Source organism: Candidatus Hydrogenedens sp., assembly GCA_035361075.1.
Classification (GTDB): Bacteria; Hydrogenedentota; Hydrogenedentia; order Hydrogenedentales; family Hydrogenedentaceae; genus Hydrogenedens.
In genome coordinates this window covers 53343-71968 of record DAOSBX010000013.1, presented here as the reverse complement: position 1 = coordinate 71968, position 18626 = coordinate 53343, and the positions used below count along the sequence as shown (strand labels likewise).

Annotated in this window: 12 protein-coding genes; 4 read left to right on the top strand and 8 right to left on the bottom strand. The window is 39.0% G+C overall.

All coding sequences use genetic code 11. The features are described from left to right. The first annotated feature begins 164 nt into the window (after positions 1-164). Entirely contained in the window at positions 165-2453 is a 2289-nt protein-coding gene (locus tag PLJ10_05885) for a PASTA domain-containing protein (GenBank protein HOK09176.1), read from the top strand. Positions 2454-2716: 263 nt separating this feature from the next. Here PLJ10_05885 and trxB read toward each other — a convergent pair whose 3' ends face one another. Both trxB and PLJ10_05875 read right to left on the bottom strand, forming a co-directional pair. Further along, on the bottom strand, positions 2717-3661 hold the full coding sequence (gene trxB, locus PLJ10_05880) for a thioredoxin-disulfide reductase (GenBank protein HOK09175.1): 945 nt from the start codon (positions 3659-3661) through the stop codon (positions 2717-2719). A gap of 69 nt (positions 3662-3730) precedes the next feature. Continuing rightward, complete coding sequence (locus tag PLJ10_05875) at positions 3731-5044, bottom strand: DegT/DnrJ/EryC1/StrS family aminotransferase (GenBank protein ID HOK09174.1); 1314 nt, start codon at positions 5042-5044, stop codon at positions 3731-3733. A gap of 360 nt (positions 5045-5404) precedes the next feature. Here PLJ10_05875 and PLJ10_05870 point away from each other — a divergent pair, with 360 nt between their 5' ends. The 3 genes from PLJ10_05870 to queC all read left to right on the top strand — a co-directional run bounded on the left by PLJ10_05870 (position 5405) and on the right by queC (position 8340). Further along, the gene (locus tag PLJ10_05870) at positions 5405-6484 is read left to right on the top strand and encodes a 3-isopropylmalate dehydrogenase (GenBank protein HOK09173.1); all 1080 of its coding nucleotides are present in this window, start codon (positions 5405-5407) and stop codon (positions 6482-6484) included. 76 nt (positions 6485-6560) lie between these two features. Further along, a complete protein-coding gene (locus tag PLJ10_05865) occupies positions 6561-7484 on the top strand; it encodes a DMT family transporter (protein ID HOK09172.1) in 924 nt (307 codons plus the stop codon). A gap of 160 nt (positions 7485-7644) precedes the next feature. After that, positions 7645-8340: a 7-cyano-7-deazaguanine synthase QueC gene (queC, locus tag PLJ10_05860; protein ID HOK09171.1), complete on the top strand. Its 696-nt coding sequence runs from the start codon at positions 7645-7647 to the stop codon at positions 8338-8340. Positions 8341-8392: 52 nt separating this feature from the next. On the opposite strand, the gene pheA is transcribed toward queC, so the two are convergent. The 6 genes from pheA to PLJ10_05830 form a co-directional block, all read right to left on the bottom strand. Further along, positions 8393-9469, bottom strand: a complete 1077-nt coding sequence (gene pheA / locus PLJ10_05855; protein HOK09170.1) for a prephenate dehydratase — start codon at positions 9467-9469, stop codon at positions 8393-8395. Beyond that, positions 9466-11613 (bottom strand): 3'-5' exonuclease, encoded by a 2148-nt coding sequence (locus PLJ10_05850; GenBank protein HOK09169.1) that lies wholly within the window; start codon positions 11611-11613, stop codon positions 9466-9468. The genes pheA and PLJ10_05850 overlap by 4 nt, the downstream gene beginning before the upstream one ends. A 55-nt stretch (positions 11614-11668) precedes the next feature. Beyond that, on the bottom strand, positions 11669-12670 hold the full coding sequence (locus tag PLJ10_05845; protein ID HOK09168.1) for a dihydroorotate dehydrogenase-like protein: 1002 nt from the start codon (positions 12668-12670) through the stop codon (positions 11669-11671). Positions 12671-12693: 23 nt separating this feature from the next. Beyond that, positions 12694-16299, bottom strand: a complete 3606-nt coding sequence (gene nifJ / locus PLJ10_05840; GenBank protein ID HOK09167.1) for a pyruvate:ferredoxin (flavodoxin) oxidoreductase — start codon at positions 16297-16299, stop codon at positions 12694-12696. Between the two features lie 142 nt (positions 16300-16441). Beyond that, positions 16442-17740, bottom strand: coding sequence for a M28 family peptidase (locus PLJ10_05835; GenBank protein HOK09166.1), 1299 nt, complete (start codon positions 17738-17740; stop codon positions 16442-16444). A 12-nt stretch (positions 17741-17752) separates the two neighbouring features. Then, positions 17753-18541, bottom strand: a complete 789-nt coding sequence (locus PLJ10_05830) for a lysophospholipid acyltransferase family protein (GenBank protein ID HOK09165.1) — start codon at positions 18539-18541, stop codon at positions 17753-17755. Between the last annotated feature and the right edge of the window lie 85 nt (positions 18542-18626).

Below are 18626 nucleotides of genomic sequence, written 5' to 3'. Positions count from 1 at the left end.
TAGTTGCCATAATAATATGGTAGGAAGGCAGTCAAATATATTTTGATTACTTATTGTAAGTTATATTTTCACCCCCCTTAATAGATAATATAAAGTTAGTTTATTTAAAACAGTTAACTTTAATTTTCTTATTATAAATAAAAAATCAATATAGGAAAGATGCTATGAATTACTTTTCGAAGGGAAGAGAAACGGTATTTTTAAGCAGTAAGTGTATTTGTGCTGTTTGGTTTGGGATTTCTTTGATTTGTATAAGTTTGCAAGGATATGCAGTTATTCCTATCAACAGTATTGATAATTTGCAAAAAATAGGTAATGATGTGTCATATCCAATAGATGGTGCGTATGAATTAACTCAAGACATTGACGCAAGTGATACAGTCAATTGGAATGGTGGCAAAGGTTTTGCCCCCATAGGGACAGCGTTAAAACCATTCACTGGTGGATTTAATGGGAAAGGGCATGTTATAAAAAATTTATATATTAATGATTCAAATCAAGATAATATTGGTTTGTTTGGATATGTAGGTCCTGGTGGTTGGGTATCTGACTTAAAGTTAGACAATGCCAATGTATCGGGAAATTATTTTGTTGGTAGTTTAGTTGGTTGGAATAGTGGAGGGAATATAACAAAGTGTTCTTCTTCTGGGGCCGTATCAGGAGTAAATTACCTTGGCGGTCTGGTCGGGGTAAATATTAGTTATAGTAGTGGTAATGGAAACATTTCGCGATCTTTTTCTACGTGTTCACTTTCTGGTGCGGATAATGCTGGTGGATTGATAGGCTGGAACGTAGGAACTGTGGTGCAATGCTACGCATTAGGAGCAATTTCTGGAGCGTCTTATAACATTGGTGGTTTTGTTGGATTGAATGATGGTTCAATAACAGAATGTTATTCGGCTGGACTTGTTTCGGGTATGAATCGTGTTGGAGGTTTTGTTGGGTATAACGAATATGGAGCAGTAAATAATAGTTATTGGGATATAAACGCTTCGGGTCAGAGTAATTCAGATGAGGGGATAGGTAAAACGACAATTGATATGAAAAAACAAATGACTTTTACAGGATGGGATTTTATTAATGTATGGGACATTGTAGAAAATGAGACCTACCCTTACTTTGGATGGCAGTATACTGTACCTAATGTTGTAGGTATGGAGAGAAGTTCTGCGGAGAATACAATCATTTCGTCAGGGTTAATAGTAGGGACTGCAACCGAACAGTGTAGTAATTCAGTAGCAGTAGGTAGAGTAATAGACCAGTATCCTGAACCAGGAGAGCAAGTATTGCCAGGAAGTGCAGTAAATATTGTTGTATCAACAGGACCTTGTCTTACTACTGTACCAAATGTTATTGGGTCAGATATTACTACAGCAGGGAATACACTTGCAGGGGCAGACCTGAATGTGGGAACAATAACATATCAGTGTAACAATAATGTAAGTGCTGGAATTATAATAGACCAGAATCCACAAGCGGGAACACAAGCGATACAGAATAGTTCTGTAAGTATCTTAGTATCTACAGGACCCTGTCCTGAAGGGCAACCTGAAGGAATTAATGAAGGTATTCCAGAAGGAACTCCAGAAGGTGCAGTCGAGACAAATATTGTGATTAATCAGCAAATTATTGGGACTGTTTCTGGAGATTATTATGTTCCTGGGAGTAATGTAACAGTTAGAATTACATGCAATGGTACTTCAGGGGGAGATATTACAAGTTTAACTTTGACTTGTTATATACCTGCGGGATGGCAATATTTAGGTTGTACAAATGGACCCCAAGTATCTCCTACGGTTGGAACAATATCAGACGGGGTAACTCCACTTGAATTTGTATGGACAACCATTCCATCGATACCATTTACCTTCGATATAAATGCAGGTGTTCCTTCTACCGCTACCTCTTCATGTTCAATTCAAACAATTCTTTCTTACATATTATCATCAGGAAGTCAATTCACCTCAAATACAACAACATTTAATTTCAGCGGTGCTTCAAGTGGTGGTGGAGGTGGTGGTAGTGGTGGAGGTGGAGGAGGTGGAAGTGGTGGAGGTGGAAGTGGCACTGGTGGAGGTAGTGGTGGAGCAGGGACAGGGGGAAGTACGGCGGTTCCTGGTGAAGGAGAAACCACTACTAACATCACCAATACACCTCGTACACCGAATCAATCCGCTACTCCGACAGGAAATATTCAACAGGTATTGTTAAGAGATATACCTGGATTTGGTGCTATTTTTATTGTTTCTGCATTCATACTTGATTGGTTAAATTGTGATTCATGTAGAGATGCTCTGATTAGAATTCCAAATGTTATTAAAGGTTGTGCTGGAAGTAAATCCGCAGAAGAAACAACAACAAGCCAGAATAAAGGGAAAGGGTTATTAGACCTTGCATTGATATGTGTTGCTCTAATCTCTTTGAGTGCTATAAAAAGGCAGGAACGTAAATAGATCTAACAACTTTTGTTAAATAAAGTTGTGTAATATCAAAAATTGCAGGGACCTAAAGTTTTAGGTCCCTGCAAAATATTGATAAATATATAAAAATATTTGTAATATTTTTACTTTTTTAAGGTATAATAATAAGAGAAAATTATAAAGAAGGAGCGTTACGTATGGAACTATTATTGGCTTTAGATGTTATCTTGCAAATCATAAACATTATTGAGTCTATCTTTCGGGTGATGGGTCTTTTTAGTACGAGCGGGCAATAGTTATTCTTGGGATTCAAGCCAACGAGTTGCCTCGATACCTGCCATACAACCGCTACCTGCGGCTGTAATTGCCTGTCGATAATAAGAGTCCTGAACATCACCACAAGCGAAAACACCTTCGACGTTAGTGGCTGTTCTGTTGGGTTTCGTGATGATATATCCTTGTTCATCTAATTCTAAACTACCTTTGAATAGGTCTGTGTTGGGTTTGTGTCCGATAGCACAGAAATAACCAGAACATTGAATTTCTCGCACTTCGCCAGTTTTAACATCTTTTATGAGGACACTCGTAACGCCATCCTTGTCATTTCCTAAAATATCTTCAACAACAGAGTTCCATTCTACAACGATTTTTGGATGAGCAAGGACACGGTCTGCCATGATTTTACTTGCACGGAATTTATCTCTGCGATGGATTATATGAACGCGTTCTGCAAATCGCGATAGAAACAAGGCTTCTTCCATGGCACTATCTCCACCTCCTACAACGACTACTGGTTTATTGCGGAATCTTGGTAGTGCTCCATCACAGGTAGCACATGCAGACACACCACGATTTAAATATTTTTGTTCAGCAGGTAATCCTAAATATTTAGCACTTGCACCTGTGGCAATAATAATTGATTTTGTTTCAATTATTTCATTGCCAACAAACACTACAAAGGGATGTTTACTCAGATCAACAGCGGTTGCTGTCTTGTATTCGAATCTTGCACCGAATCGTTCCGCTTGTCTTTTCAGGTCCGCCATTAGTTGTTGGCCTGATACACCCTCAGGATAGCCAGGGAAATTTTCAACCTCGGTCGTAGTCATTAATTGACCACCAGGGAGAATATCTCCACTTGGTTCACCTTCCAGTACAAGCGGGGTTAAATCTGCACGGGCTGTATAGAGTGCTGCGGTACATCCAGCAGGACCCGCACCTAAAATAACAACATTCTCCATATAAAAGAGCTCCCTTATATCAAACATTAAGTATGTAACGTAAATTTATCTCTTAATATTTCCAACTGCTTATACTGCCAATGGTCTATATTTTCTTCCACCGCCAGCTTTAATTTTGCGTACTTCGGAGATATTATCAACGACCTTCTTAACCGCCTCCGCTACCTGATCCATTACAGAGCGTGGATTCATAAGCATAACATGATGCACGACAATTCCACTACGGGTATGGGCTTCGGTACAAACGGGTAAATTAAACCGTTTCGGGTCTATTGCCTTCCAGTACTCATCATTGAGGCGATACCGTTTTTTCGTAAGAGGTTTATATAGCCCGCATGCATTTAATGGTTCATATGGTGGTTCAAACGCATCGCCAACGCTTAACTCGGCATTTAATGCGGTGCAGAACTGAGCATTTGTAACTTTTAATTCATCTGGGTCTATCCGAAACGCAAAATTGAAATAACTTTGCTGAGTGATTTGTGGTCTTCGTATCATCGGTTTTATCCCTGGAATTTTTGCCAAAAGCGAATTTAAGTAGATGGCATTTGCATCGCGGAATTTTACTTGTTTGTCCAGACGGGAGAGTCCACCTAATAGTATTGCTGCTTGCCATTCTGTCAGACGGAAATTGCCTGATTGTAAGGTTTTATCCATACCTACGGGTTTTTTTAGTCCAAAAACGGCAGGGGATGCAGGATAGGGTCTACCACAATTTCTTAAACTGTATATCTTATAGAACAGGTCTTTGGTTTTGCACATATTAAAACCACCTTCACCACAGGATAATACTTTTGATTCCTGAAAACTCCAGGAGCTTACATCGCCGATTGAGCCGACACCTTTTCCCTTCCAGAATGTTCCATGTTGATGGGCACAATCTTCTATCAGGAACACATTATGTTTTTTACATATTTTTTGTAAACGGTCTAAATCTGTTGTTGAACCGTAAAGATGAACAACAATAATCGCTTTTGTTTTTGGTGTGATATTTGCTTCAACGGCATCTAAGTCCAAATTCCATGAATCGGGTTCGATATCTGTTAACACAGGAATTGCATTTACATCTAAACATGCGGCGGCTGTTGCTTGCCATGTCATTCCTGGAACGATCACTTCATCATACGCACCGATATCTAAAGCTTCGAGAGCCAATTGAATGCCCACAGTTCCATTGGCACAGCAAAGTCCATAGTTTGCTCCTTGATATTTGGTGAATGCTTCAGCAAATTTCCATTCATACTCACCATCGAAAGACCAGCGATTTGACAATGTTATTTTCTTGAGCAGTTCTGCATCTTTTTTATCACTGATAGGCCATGTTGCTAACTTCTGATTTTTCGAACGGACGGGTTTACCACCAAAAATTGCTAATTTTGCCATAGTTTTACTCCTTATGATTCTATTTAATTTGTTTTCAAACCAACCTCTAAATATCTAAAAAGCATATCATTTTTACATACTAAAAATCCATACAAGCAAGTAAGTATAGACACATTAAATATTTGATTTGAGAGGGAACTATTTGTTTAGCCACATATATTACAATTTTAATAAGAAATGATTTTTATTTTGTCTTTCTGAGCAAATACTGTCTAACTAATTGGAAATTGTTTATTTTCTGGACAAGAAAGTGAATTAACATAAGTATTTATGTTAAAATACATCTCTTATAAAAAGCGTGTTTCTTGACTTTATAGTGTTTCGTTAATTTCCAAAATTTTATTAACAGGAGATTTGTATATGGCAAAGTATCGGATTGCATTGTTACCGGGTGATGGTACTGGTCCAGAAGTATTAAGAGAAGGTGTAAAAGTTTTGAATGCAGTGGCTCAAAAGTTAGGGTTTACAATAGATACGGTCGAATATGATTTTGGTGGTGATAGATATTTGAAGACGGGTGAAGTACTTCCTGATTCAGCGGTAGATGAGTTAAAGAAATATGATGCAATTTATTTAGGTGCTATTGGCCATCCGGATGTCAAGCCGGGCATCTTAGAAAAAGGCATTTTACTTCGGTTGCGTTTTGAGTTGGATCAATATATTAACCTTCGCCCTGTAAAGTTATATCCTAATGTATATACACCTATCAAGGATAAGGGCCCGAAAGAGATTGATTTTGTGGTAGTTCGTGAGAATTCAGGTGGGCTTTATACAGGTTGCGGTGGTATTCAAAAGAAGGGGACACCTAATGAGGTAGCAATCCAAGAGATGGTTTATACTCGTTTTGAAGTAGACCGTTGTTTAAGATATGCGTATGAGTTAACCCGTAAACGGAATAAAGATAAGAAATTGACGTTGGTTGGGAAAACCAATGTATTAACGTTTGTGTTTGACTTATGGGAACGTGCCTTTCATGAAATGGGTGAGAAAGAATATCCTGACATTAAGAGGGATTATGCGCATGTGGATGCGACAACAATGTGGATGGTTAAAAATCCAGAATGGTTTGATGTTATTGTTACAGATAATATGTTTGGAGATATTATCACTGATTTAGGAGCTATGATACAGGGTGGTATGGGTGTTGCGGCTGGTGGAAATATCAATCCTGAGGGTGTATCTATGTTTGAGCCAATAGGTGGAAGTGCTCCGAAATATACGGGGATGAATATCATCAATCCGATCGCTTGTATTTTGGCAGGTCAAATGTTGTTAGACCACATTGGTGAGAGTAAAGGTGCGGAGATTCTTGAGCAAGCAGTTGTTAAATTTTTTGAGTCGAAAGTATTACCTGGTTTATCTGCAAAGGAAATAAACGATTCTGGTTGGTCTACAACGAAGATTGGTGATGCCATTGCAAATAATGTAGCTTCTTTATAAGAAATATCCGACAACTATCGTAATGAACTTAAAGATGGGGTATTTCTAAAATTTAATATTTAATTACAGGTATTTTATGTTAGCGAAACATAAGGCAGGTATAGCCCTTTCCTTAGCGATATTGGGTTGGTCTTTTTCTCCTATTTTTATTCGCTATTTACAGGACGCTTATGACCCATTTACTCAGGCGGGGATTCGTTATTTTGGGGCGGTTCTGTTTCTTGTTCCTTATTGTTTTGCGTTTTACCGAGATGCATTGCTCAAAGCGTTTGCTAATCCTATACCGACTATCGTTCTGTCAGCAACTAATGTGATTATGCAGTCAGCATGGACAATCGGTATCTATTATTCTACTGCAAGTCTTGGGCAAATTTTAGTTAAGATACAAATTCCGATTGTTGCTTTGTTTTCGTTTGTTGTATTTTCGGAAGAACGGTCCCTTATTAAACATCCTCAATTTATTATTGGTTCGTTGTTTGGCATTTTGGGGTCAATATTACTTATCTATCAACCGTCAGGCAAGGAAGAATTTCCTTATCTTTATTATGCTGTTGGTGCTCTGTTTCTATCTGCATTGTTATGGGGTGTCTATTGTGTATATGGAAAATATACAGTAGAACGGACGTTGCATCCAATCCCAATGTTTGGGGTTATATCAATTTACACTACGATAGGGTTGCTGACCCTGGGCTACTTTTTTGGAGATATGGGGAAAGCGTTTCACGCTTCTTACACCACGTACGGAATAGCATTATTTTCAGGGTTACTTCCAATTGCTATAGCCCATTCGTCATTTCATTACGCCCAATGGCACTTAGGTTCTGCTTTTTGTAATACCTTGCTTACGTTAAATCCGTTGATAACACATTTTTTTGCTCTGCTTTTATGGAAGAATGAAGGGTTGAACTCAATCCAATGGATAGGCACGGCGATTTTGCTTGTCGGTTGTATTTTAGTTTTATTTACTAAATCAGATAAGAATATTCAGACTTTAGAATAGAGGTGGAATGTGGGCTGTGCACAATTATTACCTACGTAATAAGATACGTTCCTTGTGTTTTATTCATATTCTTTTGGGTCTTTCGTTTTATAATATAAATATATATATTATTTTTACATAGGGACATTGTGTTTATGATATTCAATGAAGGAATGGTGTTATGATGTTGAAAGATTCGTGTATATTATTGTTGAGTGGAGGTCTTGACTCTGTTACTCTTCTTCACTATTTAGTAAAGAGAGAGAAGTATCGACAGGTATATGCAATAAGTTTTTTGTATGGACAGAAACATTTAAAAGAAATTCGATGTGCAGAATGGCAGATGAATGTGTTAGAGATGAAGGGACATTTTGTTGTTGATTTGAGTTTCTTGTCTGTGCTTTTACAAGGAAGCTCAACACTTATTACTGGTGGAGGTGATGTTCCTCGATTGGATGAGATACGAGAGGAAGATAAAGTTCAACCGAGTACGTATGTTCCCAATCGCAACATGATATTTTTATCTATTGCTTCGGCTTGGGCAGAAACTCTTCATATTCAGGATGTATATTATTCTGCACAAGCACATGATGAGTATGGTTATTGGGACTGCACAGAACCTTTTGTAACCAATATAAATGCGGTACTTTCTTTGAATAGGAAACATAAGATAAGAGTTAATGCACCTTTTATTTCCTTTTCCAAAAAGGAGATACTTCAGATAGGATTCTCTTTAGGGGTTGATTACTCGCATACATGGAGTTGTTATCGTGGGGAAGAGAACGCATGTGGAACTTGTCCTACCTGTATTGAGCGATTAAAAGCATTTGAGGCTATAGGACGTAACGACCCGCTTCCTTATCTGAATGGAAAGTAATTTAAACCCTTCTGTTTATTATGAAATAAAAATATGGGTTATTGAAGTGGCTTTATGTTTCAAGTTCGAGGGTGGCACGAGGGAAGGAACCTAAAATTTTTAGGTTTCTTGCTCTGTCGCTGACATCTTCAATTACATGTTGGACTTTTTCATCTTTGATGTGTCCGAGAAAATCGATAAAGAACACATATTCCCATGGTTTTTCTCTGGAAGGTCGTGATTCGATACGGGTTAAGTTAATGCCTACTTCTGCAAATGGTACTAACAAATTGTAAAGAGCACCAGGTTTGTCTTTCACAGATAAAAGCAATGATGTTTTATCGTCGCCAGTGGGTTCGACAATCTGGTGTCCGAGAACAACAAATCGTGTGTAGTTGTGGGGTATATCTTCAATCCGTTCTGCGACGATTTCAAGATTGTAGGTTTGTGATGCTAATTTACTGGCAATAGCTGCGGTATTTGGTTCTTGAGCGGCTCGTCTTGCTGCTTCCGCGGTACTTGAAACTTCGATAAGTTCCACCCCTGGCAGGTTAGCCCTAAGCCAGTTCCTACATTGGAGTAAGGCATTATCTTTGGAATACACACGACGTATCTGGTCTAATGGGCAATTGGCAAGAAGATTTTGTGAGATACGGAGTAGTACTTCATTAATGATTTTAAGTTCGGATTGGATAAAAAGGTCAAGGGTATCGCTTACCGACCCACCTGTTGAACTTTCGATAGGCACAACACCATAGTCAATGCGTCGTCGCTCTACTTCTGTGAAGACATCGGCAAATGAGGGTAGGGGGTGATATTCGGCAGAGGTGCCAAACACACGTAGTGCTGCCATGTGGCTAAAGGTATCGCGGGGTCCTAAGAAAGCGACACTGGTTGGTTTTTCGAGTGAACGGATAGCACTCATAATTTCGCGGTAGATGGAACGAATAGCCCGTTCGTCTAAGGGACCATGATTACATTGTATTAACTTTTCTATAACTGCTTTTTCACGTTCAGGCACATAGATAGGTGCTTGTGAAGTGTTTTTGATTCGACCAATCTCTTGAGCAAACGTTGCTCTCTCATTAAGAAGAGCGATAATTTTTTGGTCGATTTCATCAATTTTTTTTCTTAATTCATCGATATTCAATTTTTTCTCCTCTCAATAATTTCCATAGGTGCCATACTAACAACGAGAACAGCTGTTTTCCCGGAGTCAAAACGAACTCGTACTCTCATTTTATCGCCACTCCCTTCTGTATTTAAAACGACGCCGTATCCAAATTTAGCGTGACGCACTCTTGTGCCTAATCGATATTCCTTTTTCTTCTCTTCTTTCGTAGTTACCATTTTATCTTCGGGCAAATGATTTGTTGTTTTGTAGGGCTCTGTATCTTTCTTTATACCATATACTTCTACATTTTGGAGGTCCATTTCAAACAGGAAGCGAGACATCACTCTATCGGGAATAACTCTACCGTAATATAATCTTGATTCGGACCCTGAAAGAACGAGTCGTTTTCGGGCACGGGTCATAGCCACATAACAGAGGCGTCGTTCTTCTTCTATATCTGCATACGGGTCATCTTCATCAAGATACGGGAATAATCCTTCCTCTAAACCTGTAACATATACATAATCAAATTCAAGTCCCTTGGCACTATGACAGGTTAAGAGGAGAACCGCATTACTTTGGGGTTGTTGTGTATCTAAATCAGACAACAGGGCAAATTCTTGCAGAAATTCAAGGAGCGATTTTTCTTTGGTAGAATTTTGTTCGCAGATGGCGATAAATTCCTGTATGTTTTTTTCACGGTCTTTCCCTTCTTTTTCTGCAATGTTATTTATATATTCCAGATAGTCTAACTTCTCAATTATATATTTAACAGTTTCTCCTACGGATTTATCTTTTGAAAATAGTTTGACTTCATCGATAAGGTCTACAAATTCTTTAACAGATTTGCGAGTTCGTGTAGAGAATGTCTCGTCGTGTTCTATAAAACGAAGCATCTGAAATAGTGGTTTTTTCCTTTGTGTTGCGTAGTCTTCAATTTGTTGTAGGCTTATCTGACCTAAATTGCGTGGAGGAATATTGATAATTCTACGTAGGGCGTCATCGTCTTCTTCATTGGTTATTAATCGGAGGTATGCAACTATGTCTTTTATTTCTCTCCGTGCGTAGAAGCGGATGCCACCAATAACAATATGAGGAATGCCTCTCCTTCGAAAAACCTCTTCAAAAGGACGGGATTGATGATTGGTTCGGAATAGGATAGCTACTTCATCCAGTGGGTATTGATTTTTTTGTATATCATTGGCAATCCATTCTGCCTCATCTTCATCTGTCTTAGCCCAGTAAAATTGGACTTTTTCGCCCTCATTATTTTTTGTCCATAGTATTTTGCCTAAACGGTTTTCGTTATGTTCAACTAATTTATTGGCTAATAAGAGGATGTTTTTTGTGCTACGGTAGTTTTGCTCTAAACGATATATGGCAGTTCCAGAAAAAGTTTCTGCGAAGTTTAGTATATTATTCAAATCACTTCCACGCCATGAGTAAATACATTGGTCTTCATCACCTACTACGAAAATGGAATTATCAGTCCCTTTTAATGCCTGCACAAGACGGAATTGGGCATGATTTGTATCTTGAAATTCATCAACTAATATGTCTGAAAAGTAATGTTGTATTCTCTCACGAATAGAACTCTGTTCTTCTAATATTTTTACAGGTAAGGAAATTAAATCATCAAAATCCACCGTGTTTTGTGTCTGTAAGGTATCGTGATATATATCCCAAAGTTTAAGGAAATGGGAATTGGGTGGGGTGATTGAACTGTCTTTCGGTTCCGCAATATTTTGTTTGTACCTACTAATCCAAACCTGAGCATCACGAGGGGTAAATTGTTCTAACAGGATAGGGTCTGATTTTAGTATTTTTTTCAAGAGTGAAATCTGGTCATCATCGTCTATAAGGATAAAATTATTTTTAAGATTTGCATATGAGGCATATTTTCGTAGGAATTGTAAGCCAAATGAATGGAATGTTCCTACCCAAGGTTGTCTCTCAGTATGAGCAATGCGGGCAAGTACTCTTCTTTTCATTTCGCCAGCGGATTTGTTTGTAAATGTAACTGCAAGAATCCGCTCTGGAGGTACTCCCTTTTCATTAATAAGCCAAACAATACGTTCAACAATAACTCTTGTTTTTCCAGTTCCCGCCCCTGACAGAACCAACACTGCTGGTTCTCCAGCATGAACAGCCTTTATTTGGTCAGGGTTTAAAGAAGCCATTTTATGACAAATTATTAACGATTAAAAGAATGCTATTAAAACAGATTATACTTAATTAACTACCAGCGGTATATCGAGTAAGTGCGTGCATATAATTTGCTCGTTCAAATGCAGTAGGTTCGGTGACGGACTTTTGACTCATGCTCCCCTGCATTATCTCGATGGAGTCATACTCGTGTTCGTTTAACCACTGCTCCAATTTTTTCAGCACCGTTGTCAAATGAGGGATGCCATATTTAAGAAGAGCGGAAGTCATCATGGCTACTTTGGCACCCGCCATCATGGACTTTATGACGTCTTCTGCAGTATGAACACCGCCAGTAATAGCGAAGTCAATAGGAATTCTACCGTACAGGATAGCAACCCAACGCAAACGAAGTAATAAAGTGTTGGAAGTGCTTAAGTTAATATGTGGTACTACTTCCAGATTGTCCAGATCGAAATCGGGCTGATAAAAGCGATTAAAGAAGACCAGAGCGTTTGCACCAGCTTCCGCAAGCCTTTTGGCAACATTGGGCAAAGAACTGAAATAAGGACCTATTTTTACTGCTAATGGGATGGTAACTTCTTTTCTAATTTCTTTAACCAAGTCTACATACATATTGGAGACGTAATCACTTGTCATGTTGGGGTCCGTTGGAATAAAGTAAATATTAAGTTCAAGGGCATCGGCACCTGCATCTTGAATTTTTTTGGCGTATTCGACCCAACCACCTTTAGATACTCCGTTTAAGCTACCCATGATTGGAATGGAAACAGCTTGTTTTGCCTTTTGTATATGTTCTAAATAGGCATCGGGACCCATCCTAAAATCGCCGACATCGGGGAAATAGGTAATGGCTTCGGCAAAACTCTCAGTGCCGTAGGAAAGGTTACTATCCAATTCATGGCTTAATAAGGTAATTTGTTCTTCAAACAATGAATGTAAAACGATTGCGGAGGCACCTCTGTCTTCCATCCGTTTTATGTTATCAATGTTGTCACACAAAGGAGACGGTGACACAACGAGAGGGTTTTTCAATTTAATTCCGAGATAATTCGTTGTTAAATCTGCCATGGTTTTTACTCCTTATTTTTCCTTTATTTAGTCTGGTTTTCTACTGCGGATTCTTGGATATTTTTCATACCTTCTTGTAACTCTTCACAACTCATTGAAGCGAGGTATTCATATAATTTCCAACGGATACGTACATCTTTTTGAGCTTCATCTAATAGCATCTTTGCCATTTCTGGATTACTCAATGACAGCATTTTGTAGCGGGTCTCATTATAAACATAATCTTGTAATGGCATGGTAGGACCTTTTGAGTCTAATTGAAGAGGATTTTTCCCTTCGTTTAACAGAAGTGGATTAAATCGCACTAATTGCCAGTGTCCTGTGGCAACTGCTTTCTTTTGTTGTTCTAAGCCCATCATAAGGTTATACCCGTGAGCAATGCAATGGCAATAGGCAATAATTAAAGAAGGGCCAGGATAGGCTTCTGCTTCACGGAAGGCTTTTATAGCCTGTGCATCATTAGCACCCATTGCAACTTTTGCGACATAGCAAGTTCCGTAGGACATAGCCATCAGAGCAAGGTCCTTTTTGGGTGCGGGCTTTCCGCCGGCAGCAAATTTTGCTACTGCGGCACGAGGTGTTGCTTTGGAACACTGTCCACCTGTGTTGGAATATACTTCTGTATCCATCACCAATATGTTTATATCACGATTGGAAGCAATAACATGGTCAAGACCACCATAACCGATGTCATACGCCCAACCATCACCACCAAGGACCCATACACTTCTCTTAACAAAGACATCTGCGACACACAATAGTTCTTTTGCTAATGGATTGTCTAAGCCACTTAGTTTTTGTTTGAGCAGAGTTACACGTTCTCTTTGTGCTTTAATACCTTCTTCTGTGGTCTGGTTTGCTGTTAATAAGGCGGAAACGAACTCTGTCCCTATTTGTGTTTCTAATTGTTTTAGGAGATATTGGGCATAACTCAGTTGTGTATCGATAGCCACTCGCATTCCCATTCCAAATTCGGCATTATCTTCAAATAATGAGTTGCACCATGCAGGACCTTTTCCTTCCGCATTGGTCGTCCATGGTGTTGTAGGCAGATTACCACCGTAAATTGAGGAGCAACCTGTAGCATTGGCAACTAACATACGGTCGCCAAATAACTGAGAAATTAATTTTACATACGGTGTTTCACCACAACCAGCACAGGCACCTGAAAATTCGAATAGGGGTTGAAGTAATTGGATATCTTTAACCAGATTCAAATTTACGTGCGACCTATCAAAATAAGGAATACTTTCAAAGAACTCCCAGTTTTCCCGTTCTGCTTCGCGGAGAGGTGCTTGTGGTTGCATTGTGACACCGCGATTTTTCACTTCTTTCTTGCTTTTTGCAATACATACTTCGTAACATAAACCGCAACCTGTGCAATCTTCTGGAGATACTTGTAATGTATAGCGAAGATGTTTATATTCCTTCCACTTTGGCTCGGTAGACTTGAAGGTTGGCGGTGCTTTTTCCAAATATTTCGGGTCATATATTTTTGCCCGAATAACTGCGTGTGGACAAACCATCACACATTTTCCACATTGGATACAAACGTCGGGGTCCCAAACAGGGATTTCGAGACCGATATTCCGTTTTTCCCATTTAGTTGTGCCAGTGGGGAATGTCCCATCTGCTGGTAATTTGCTAACAGGGAGTTCATCTCCTTCTCCTGATATAATTTTTGCTAACACGTCTTTAACAAATTCGGGGGCTTCATCTGGAACTGGTGGAGCCAAATCAAATGTGCTGGTCACGTTATCAGGGACCTGCACTTCATGAAGATGGTCTAATGTCATGTCTACAGCTTGCCAATTCTTCTGGACAATGGCTTCTCCACGTTTTCCATACGTTTTCTTGATGGATTCTTTGATAGCTTTAATTGCTTCTTCTCGCGGTAAGATTCCGCTGATAGCAAAGAAGCATGTTTGCATGATGGTATTTATTCTTCCACCCATGCCAGCTTCGCGGGCAACTTTCACAGCATCGATAACGTAAAACTTAATTTTCTTTTCAATAATTCGTTTTTGGGTGATTTTTGGTAAGTGGTCCCATACAGTATCGGGTCCATAAGGGCTATTTAATAAGAATATAGCATTATTTTCTGCTACTTTCAATACGTCGTATTTTTCAATGAAACTGAATTGATGACATGCCACAAAATTGGCACGTGTTATAAGGTAATTGGAATGAATTTCTTTTGGTCCGAATCGCAAATGGGACACCGTCATCGACCCTGATTTTTTTGAGTCGTAAACGAAGTAGCCCTGAGCATAATTTGGAGTATCTTCACCAATAATTTTGATAGAATTCTTATTCGCACCTACGGTACCGTCAGAGCCCAAGCCATAAAATACAGCCCGAACTACATTGGGGTCTTCTGTTGAAAAATTGGGGTCATAATCAATGCTGGTGTTTGTAACATCATCCTTAATCCCAACTGTGAAATGATTTTTGGGCTGGTCTTTAGATAATTCATCTAAGACCCCCTTAATCATTGCTGGGGTAAATTCTTTAGAGGATAGCCCATATCTACCGCCGACGATTTTGGGAATGGCTTTAATTTCACCATTCATATATGCCTCGCTAACTGCATTGACAACATCTAAATAGAGAGGTTCGCCCGGGGCACCGGATTCTTTGCAACGGTCTAATACCGCTATTTTCTTTACAGAAGCAGGTATTGCTTTGATAAGTGCTTCTGCATCGAATGGACGGTAGAGACGGACTTTGATAGCACCGACTTTTTCGCCATGGTTTACGAGATAATCAATCGTTTCTGTTACTGCTTCACAACCGGAGCCCATCAAGATTACTATTCGTTCTGCATCGGGTGCCCCAATATAATCAAAAAGATGATATTGCCTGCCTGTAATTTTTGCGAAACGATCCATATATTCCTGAACAATTGCAGGGCAAGCTAAATAATATGGGTTGCAGGTTTCTCTACCCTGGAAATATACATCTGGATTTTGTGCAGTTCCACGGATTACTGGCTTGTCGGGATTTAATGCTCTCTCACGATGTGCTCGGACATATTCTTCATCTATCATAGCCTTTATATCTTTGTCTGTGAGCATCTCAATTTTCACCACTTCATGGGATGTGCGGAAACCATCAAAAAAGTGGAGAAATGGAACTCTCGATTTTAGTGTTGCGGACTGGGCTATTAATGCGAAATCCATAGCCTCCTGCACAGAAGCGGAAGCTAAAAGGGCGAAACCTGTAGTACGTGCTGCCATAACATCGGAATGGTCGCCGAAAATGGAGAGGGCATGAATAGCAAGTGAACGGGCAGAGACATGAAAGACTGTTGGTGTTAGCTCCCCAGCGATTTTATACATATTTGGTAGCATCAACATTAAACCTTGTGATGCGGTAAATGTGGTTGTAAGGGCACCTGCTTGTAAGGCACCGTGGACAGCACCTGCGGCTCCTGCTTCACTTTGCATTTCTACCACTTGTGGGATGTTGCCCCACATATTTTTTCTACCTTCTGCTGCCCATTGGTCCATAAACTCGCCCATAGGAGAAGACGGGGTAATAGGATAAATAGCGGCAACATCGTTAACCTGATAGGCTATGGTTGCTACCGCCTCGTTACCATCTAACGTATGCATTGGTCTACTCATTGTTTTACTCCATTAAACAGTTTTATTTATATTAAAATTTAGTAAAAACAACAATCCCTCTTGCCGAGATTAACAAAAGAATTGAAAATATGATATATTATCCACCTTCTGCGTAGATAATTGCAATTTTATGGAGTAACGTTTAACCGATTGCTAACTCTTTTGATTTTTCTAAAGCATGTTTTTTCTGGAGAACTGGAATAGGTCCATTCTGTGGAAGTCCGTAAGTATCATAATTTTTAATGGTTTGTATCAAGACAGTTAAGCCTGCGGACAATGTTTCTTCGCTCATGGCATCAACAGTGTCATACCGAGTATGGTAATACTTTGCAGGACTGGGGTCCATAGCAACCAATCCAGAGGCAGGGATACCAGCACGGGTAAAAGCAGTTGCATCAGAGGAACCTAAGAATATAGAAACTGGTTTTAAGGCGATTCCACAGTCTAAACCTGCCTGATATAAAAGGGATATGGCTCCCCTGTGGTGGTGGAGCAAGCCATTTAGGTCTCGAATAACTATTCCCAACTCTGCCAAATCTCCCAATGTATCAATAGTAACTACAACTGTTGGAATACTTTGTAATTCGTCTTTATGACGCTGGACGAAAGCCATAGCACCACGTAAGCCTGCTTCCTCACTGCCAGTGATTAAACATGCAATTTCTGTGTTCTGTATCTCAAATGGATGTTTGGAAAACCATTTTAATACTTCAAGTGCAGTAATGCTTCCACTTAAATTATCATTGGCTCCGGGAACTACCCGTGAGAATCTTATGAAGGAAATAGCAATAATACCATAAATAATCCCAAATATAATGCTTAACTCCCTTATACGTTCAGGGATAAATAAAATTTCCTCACCTTTGAAATATTCATAGGAAAACAATAATGATAAAAAGAGCAGAATGAGTATACTTAATATCATAGATAAAACTGCTAATTTAAGGTATAATTTTCCCCATTGATTGTATCGCATTTCATAGGCGCTATCTGCATGCCCACAAAGGATAATCCTTTGAGTTATATTTTTATTTGATGGAGTCCATTTAGCATAAACATTGTTGGACTCTTTCTTAGGGAGAAATGGGTCTAATAATTGTCGGTACTGCCCAAATTGGAACCATATAATTATCAACGATGTTACAATTCCTAAAAGTCCGAGAAGAGGGTAACGATGAAGTACTGCGGATGAGAAAAAGACCAGAATGCCTGTTACTGGGAAAAAGAAGAGTAGTCCCATGGGAGCCACTGTAAATGGTTCTATCACCACAGAGTTTGCATAGTTACTTAATTCCTCTGCCAGATATTTTTGCGTTCTATACTCACTTTCAGAGCCAGGTTCACGGGGACCAATATTTTCTAAAATATACTGGACTGTTTTAATGATTTCTTTAGAAATCTGTAGACTTTCTCCCTCTGATATAAGAATTTTATTTATCATTTCCTTACTTTCCTATTGTATAGGTGTAAAGTTTTTTCGCACATTTTGCCAAAGTTGATTTGCCAGTTCTTTTCGGTCTGTTCCAAAAAGTGGTTCTTCTCCAAAGATAACTCGTGCCTTAAACCCGCGATACCCTAACAAGCGGAATAAATGGTATGCAAAAGGTTCTGGTCGCCACCATGCAACAAAATAACTTACAGGTGGTGTCCCTTCTATCTTTTCATAAGTAATACTTGCATAATAGACGGGGATATTAAATTCTACTGGGACACTAAGTAAAGCTGGCCGAAATGTCTGGACATCTTTTCCACAAGAAATTCGACTCTCTGCAAAAACTGCAACCCCATCGCCCATTCTTAGTGCATGTTTAATCTCTTCACTAACTCTTTTGGTATCCAGTCGGTTTGTTCGGTCAATAAAAATGATGTAAAGCATTTTAGCAACAAAACCAATTACTGGCCAGTGTTGAACATCGCCACGAGCAACGAAAATACATCTGGTTGCATAATGCAATAATAATGCGTCGATATAGCTAATGTGATTTGCCACAAGAAAACAAGGAACACGGGGCACAGTCCCTTTAATTTCTACTTGAATACCTGTTAGTTTTACGAATATGACAGACCATGTATGCAATAAATATCTGCGTACTTTACGGTCAGTACGTTCTGAAAACAATGCTGTAGGATATATTAAGCATCGAACTGAAAATAATATGGGTGCAATGACAAAGAAAAGCAATGTAAGACGAAAAAATGCCCTTAACTTTGAACTCGGCTTGTATAATGGTTTATGTTTCATGAATATTATTTTCTCGACAGAGTTAAGTTATCAAAAAATTGTTAGACAATTAACATTAGATTATATAAAAGGTAAGCAAAGAATA

What these genes read in the sequence shown, in the direction of transcription:
- PLJ10_05865 (HOK09172.1), top strand. Translation starts at nt 6,561, where the DNA reads ATGTTAGCGAAACATAAGGCAGGTATAGCCCTTTCCTTAGCGATATTG.
- PLJ10_05875 (HOK09174.1), bottom strand. Translation starts at nt 5,044, where the DNA reads ATGGCAAAATTAGCAATTTTTGGTGGTAAACCCGTCCGTTCGAAAAAT.
- PLJ10_05850 (HOK09169.1), bottom strand. Translation starts at nt 11,613, where the DNA reads ATGGCTTCTTTAAACCCTGACCAAATAAAGGCTGTTCATGCTGGAGAA.
- trxB (HOK09175.1), bottom strand. Translation starts at nt 3,661, where the DNA reads ATGGAGAATGTTGTTATTTTAGGTGCGGGTCCTGCTGGATGTACCGCA.
- PLJ10_05830 (HOK09165.1), bottom strand. Translation starts at nt 18,541, where the DNA reads ATGAAACATAAACCATTATACAAGCCGAGTTCAAAGTTAAGGGCATTT.
- queC (HOK09171.1), top strand. Translation starts at nt 7,645, where the DNA reads ATGATGTTGAAAGATTCGTGTATATTATTGTTGAGTGGAGGTCTTGAC.
- PLJ10_05870 (HOK09173.1), top strand. Translation starts at nt 5,405, where the DNA reads ATGGCAAAGTATCGGATTGCATTGTTACCGGGTGATGGTACTGGTCCA.
- PLJ10_05845 (HOK09168.1), bottom strand. Translation starts at nt 12,670, where the DNA reads ATGGCAGATTTAACAACGAATTATCTCGGAATTAAATTGAAAAACCCT.
- nifJ (HOK09167.1), bottom strand. Translation starts at nt 16,299, where the DNA reads ATGAGTAGACCAATGCATACGTTAGATGGTAACGAGGCGGTAGCAACC.
- PLJ10_05835 (HOK09166.1), bottom strand. Translation starts at nt 17,740, where the DNA reads ATGATAAATAAAATTCTTATATCAGAGGGAGAAAGTCTACAGATTTCT.
- PLJ10_05885 (HOK09176.1), top strand. Translation starts at nt 165, where the DNA reads ATGAATTACTTTTCGAAGGGAAGAGAAACGGTATTTTTAAGCAGTAAG.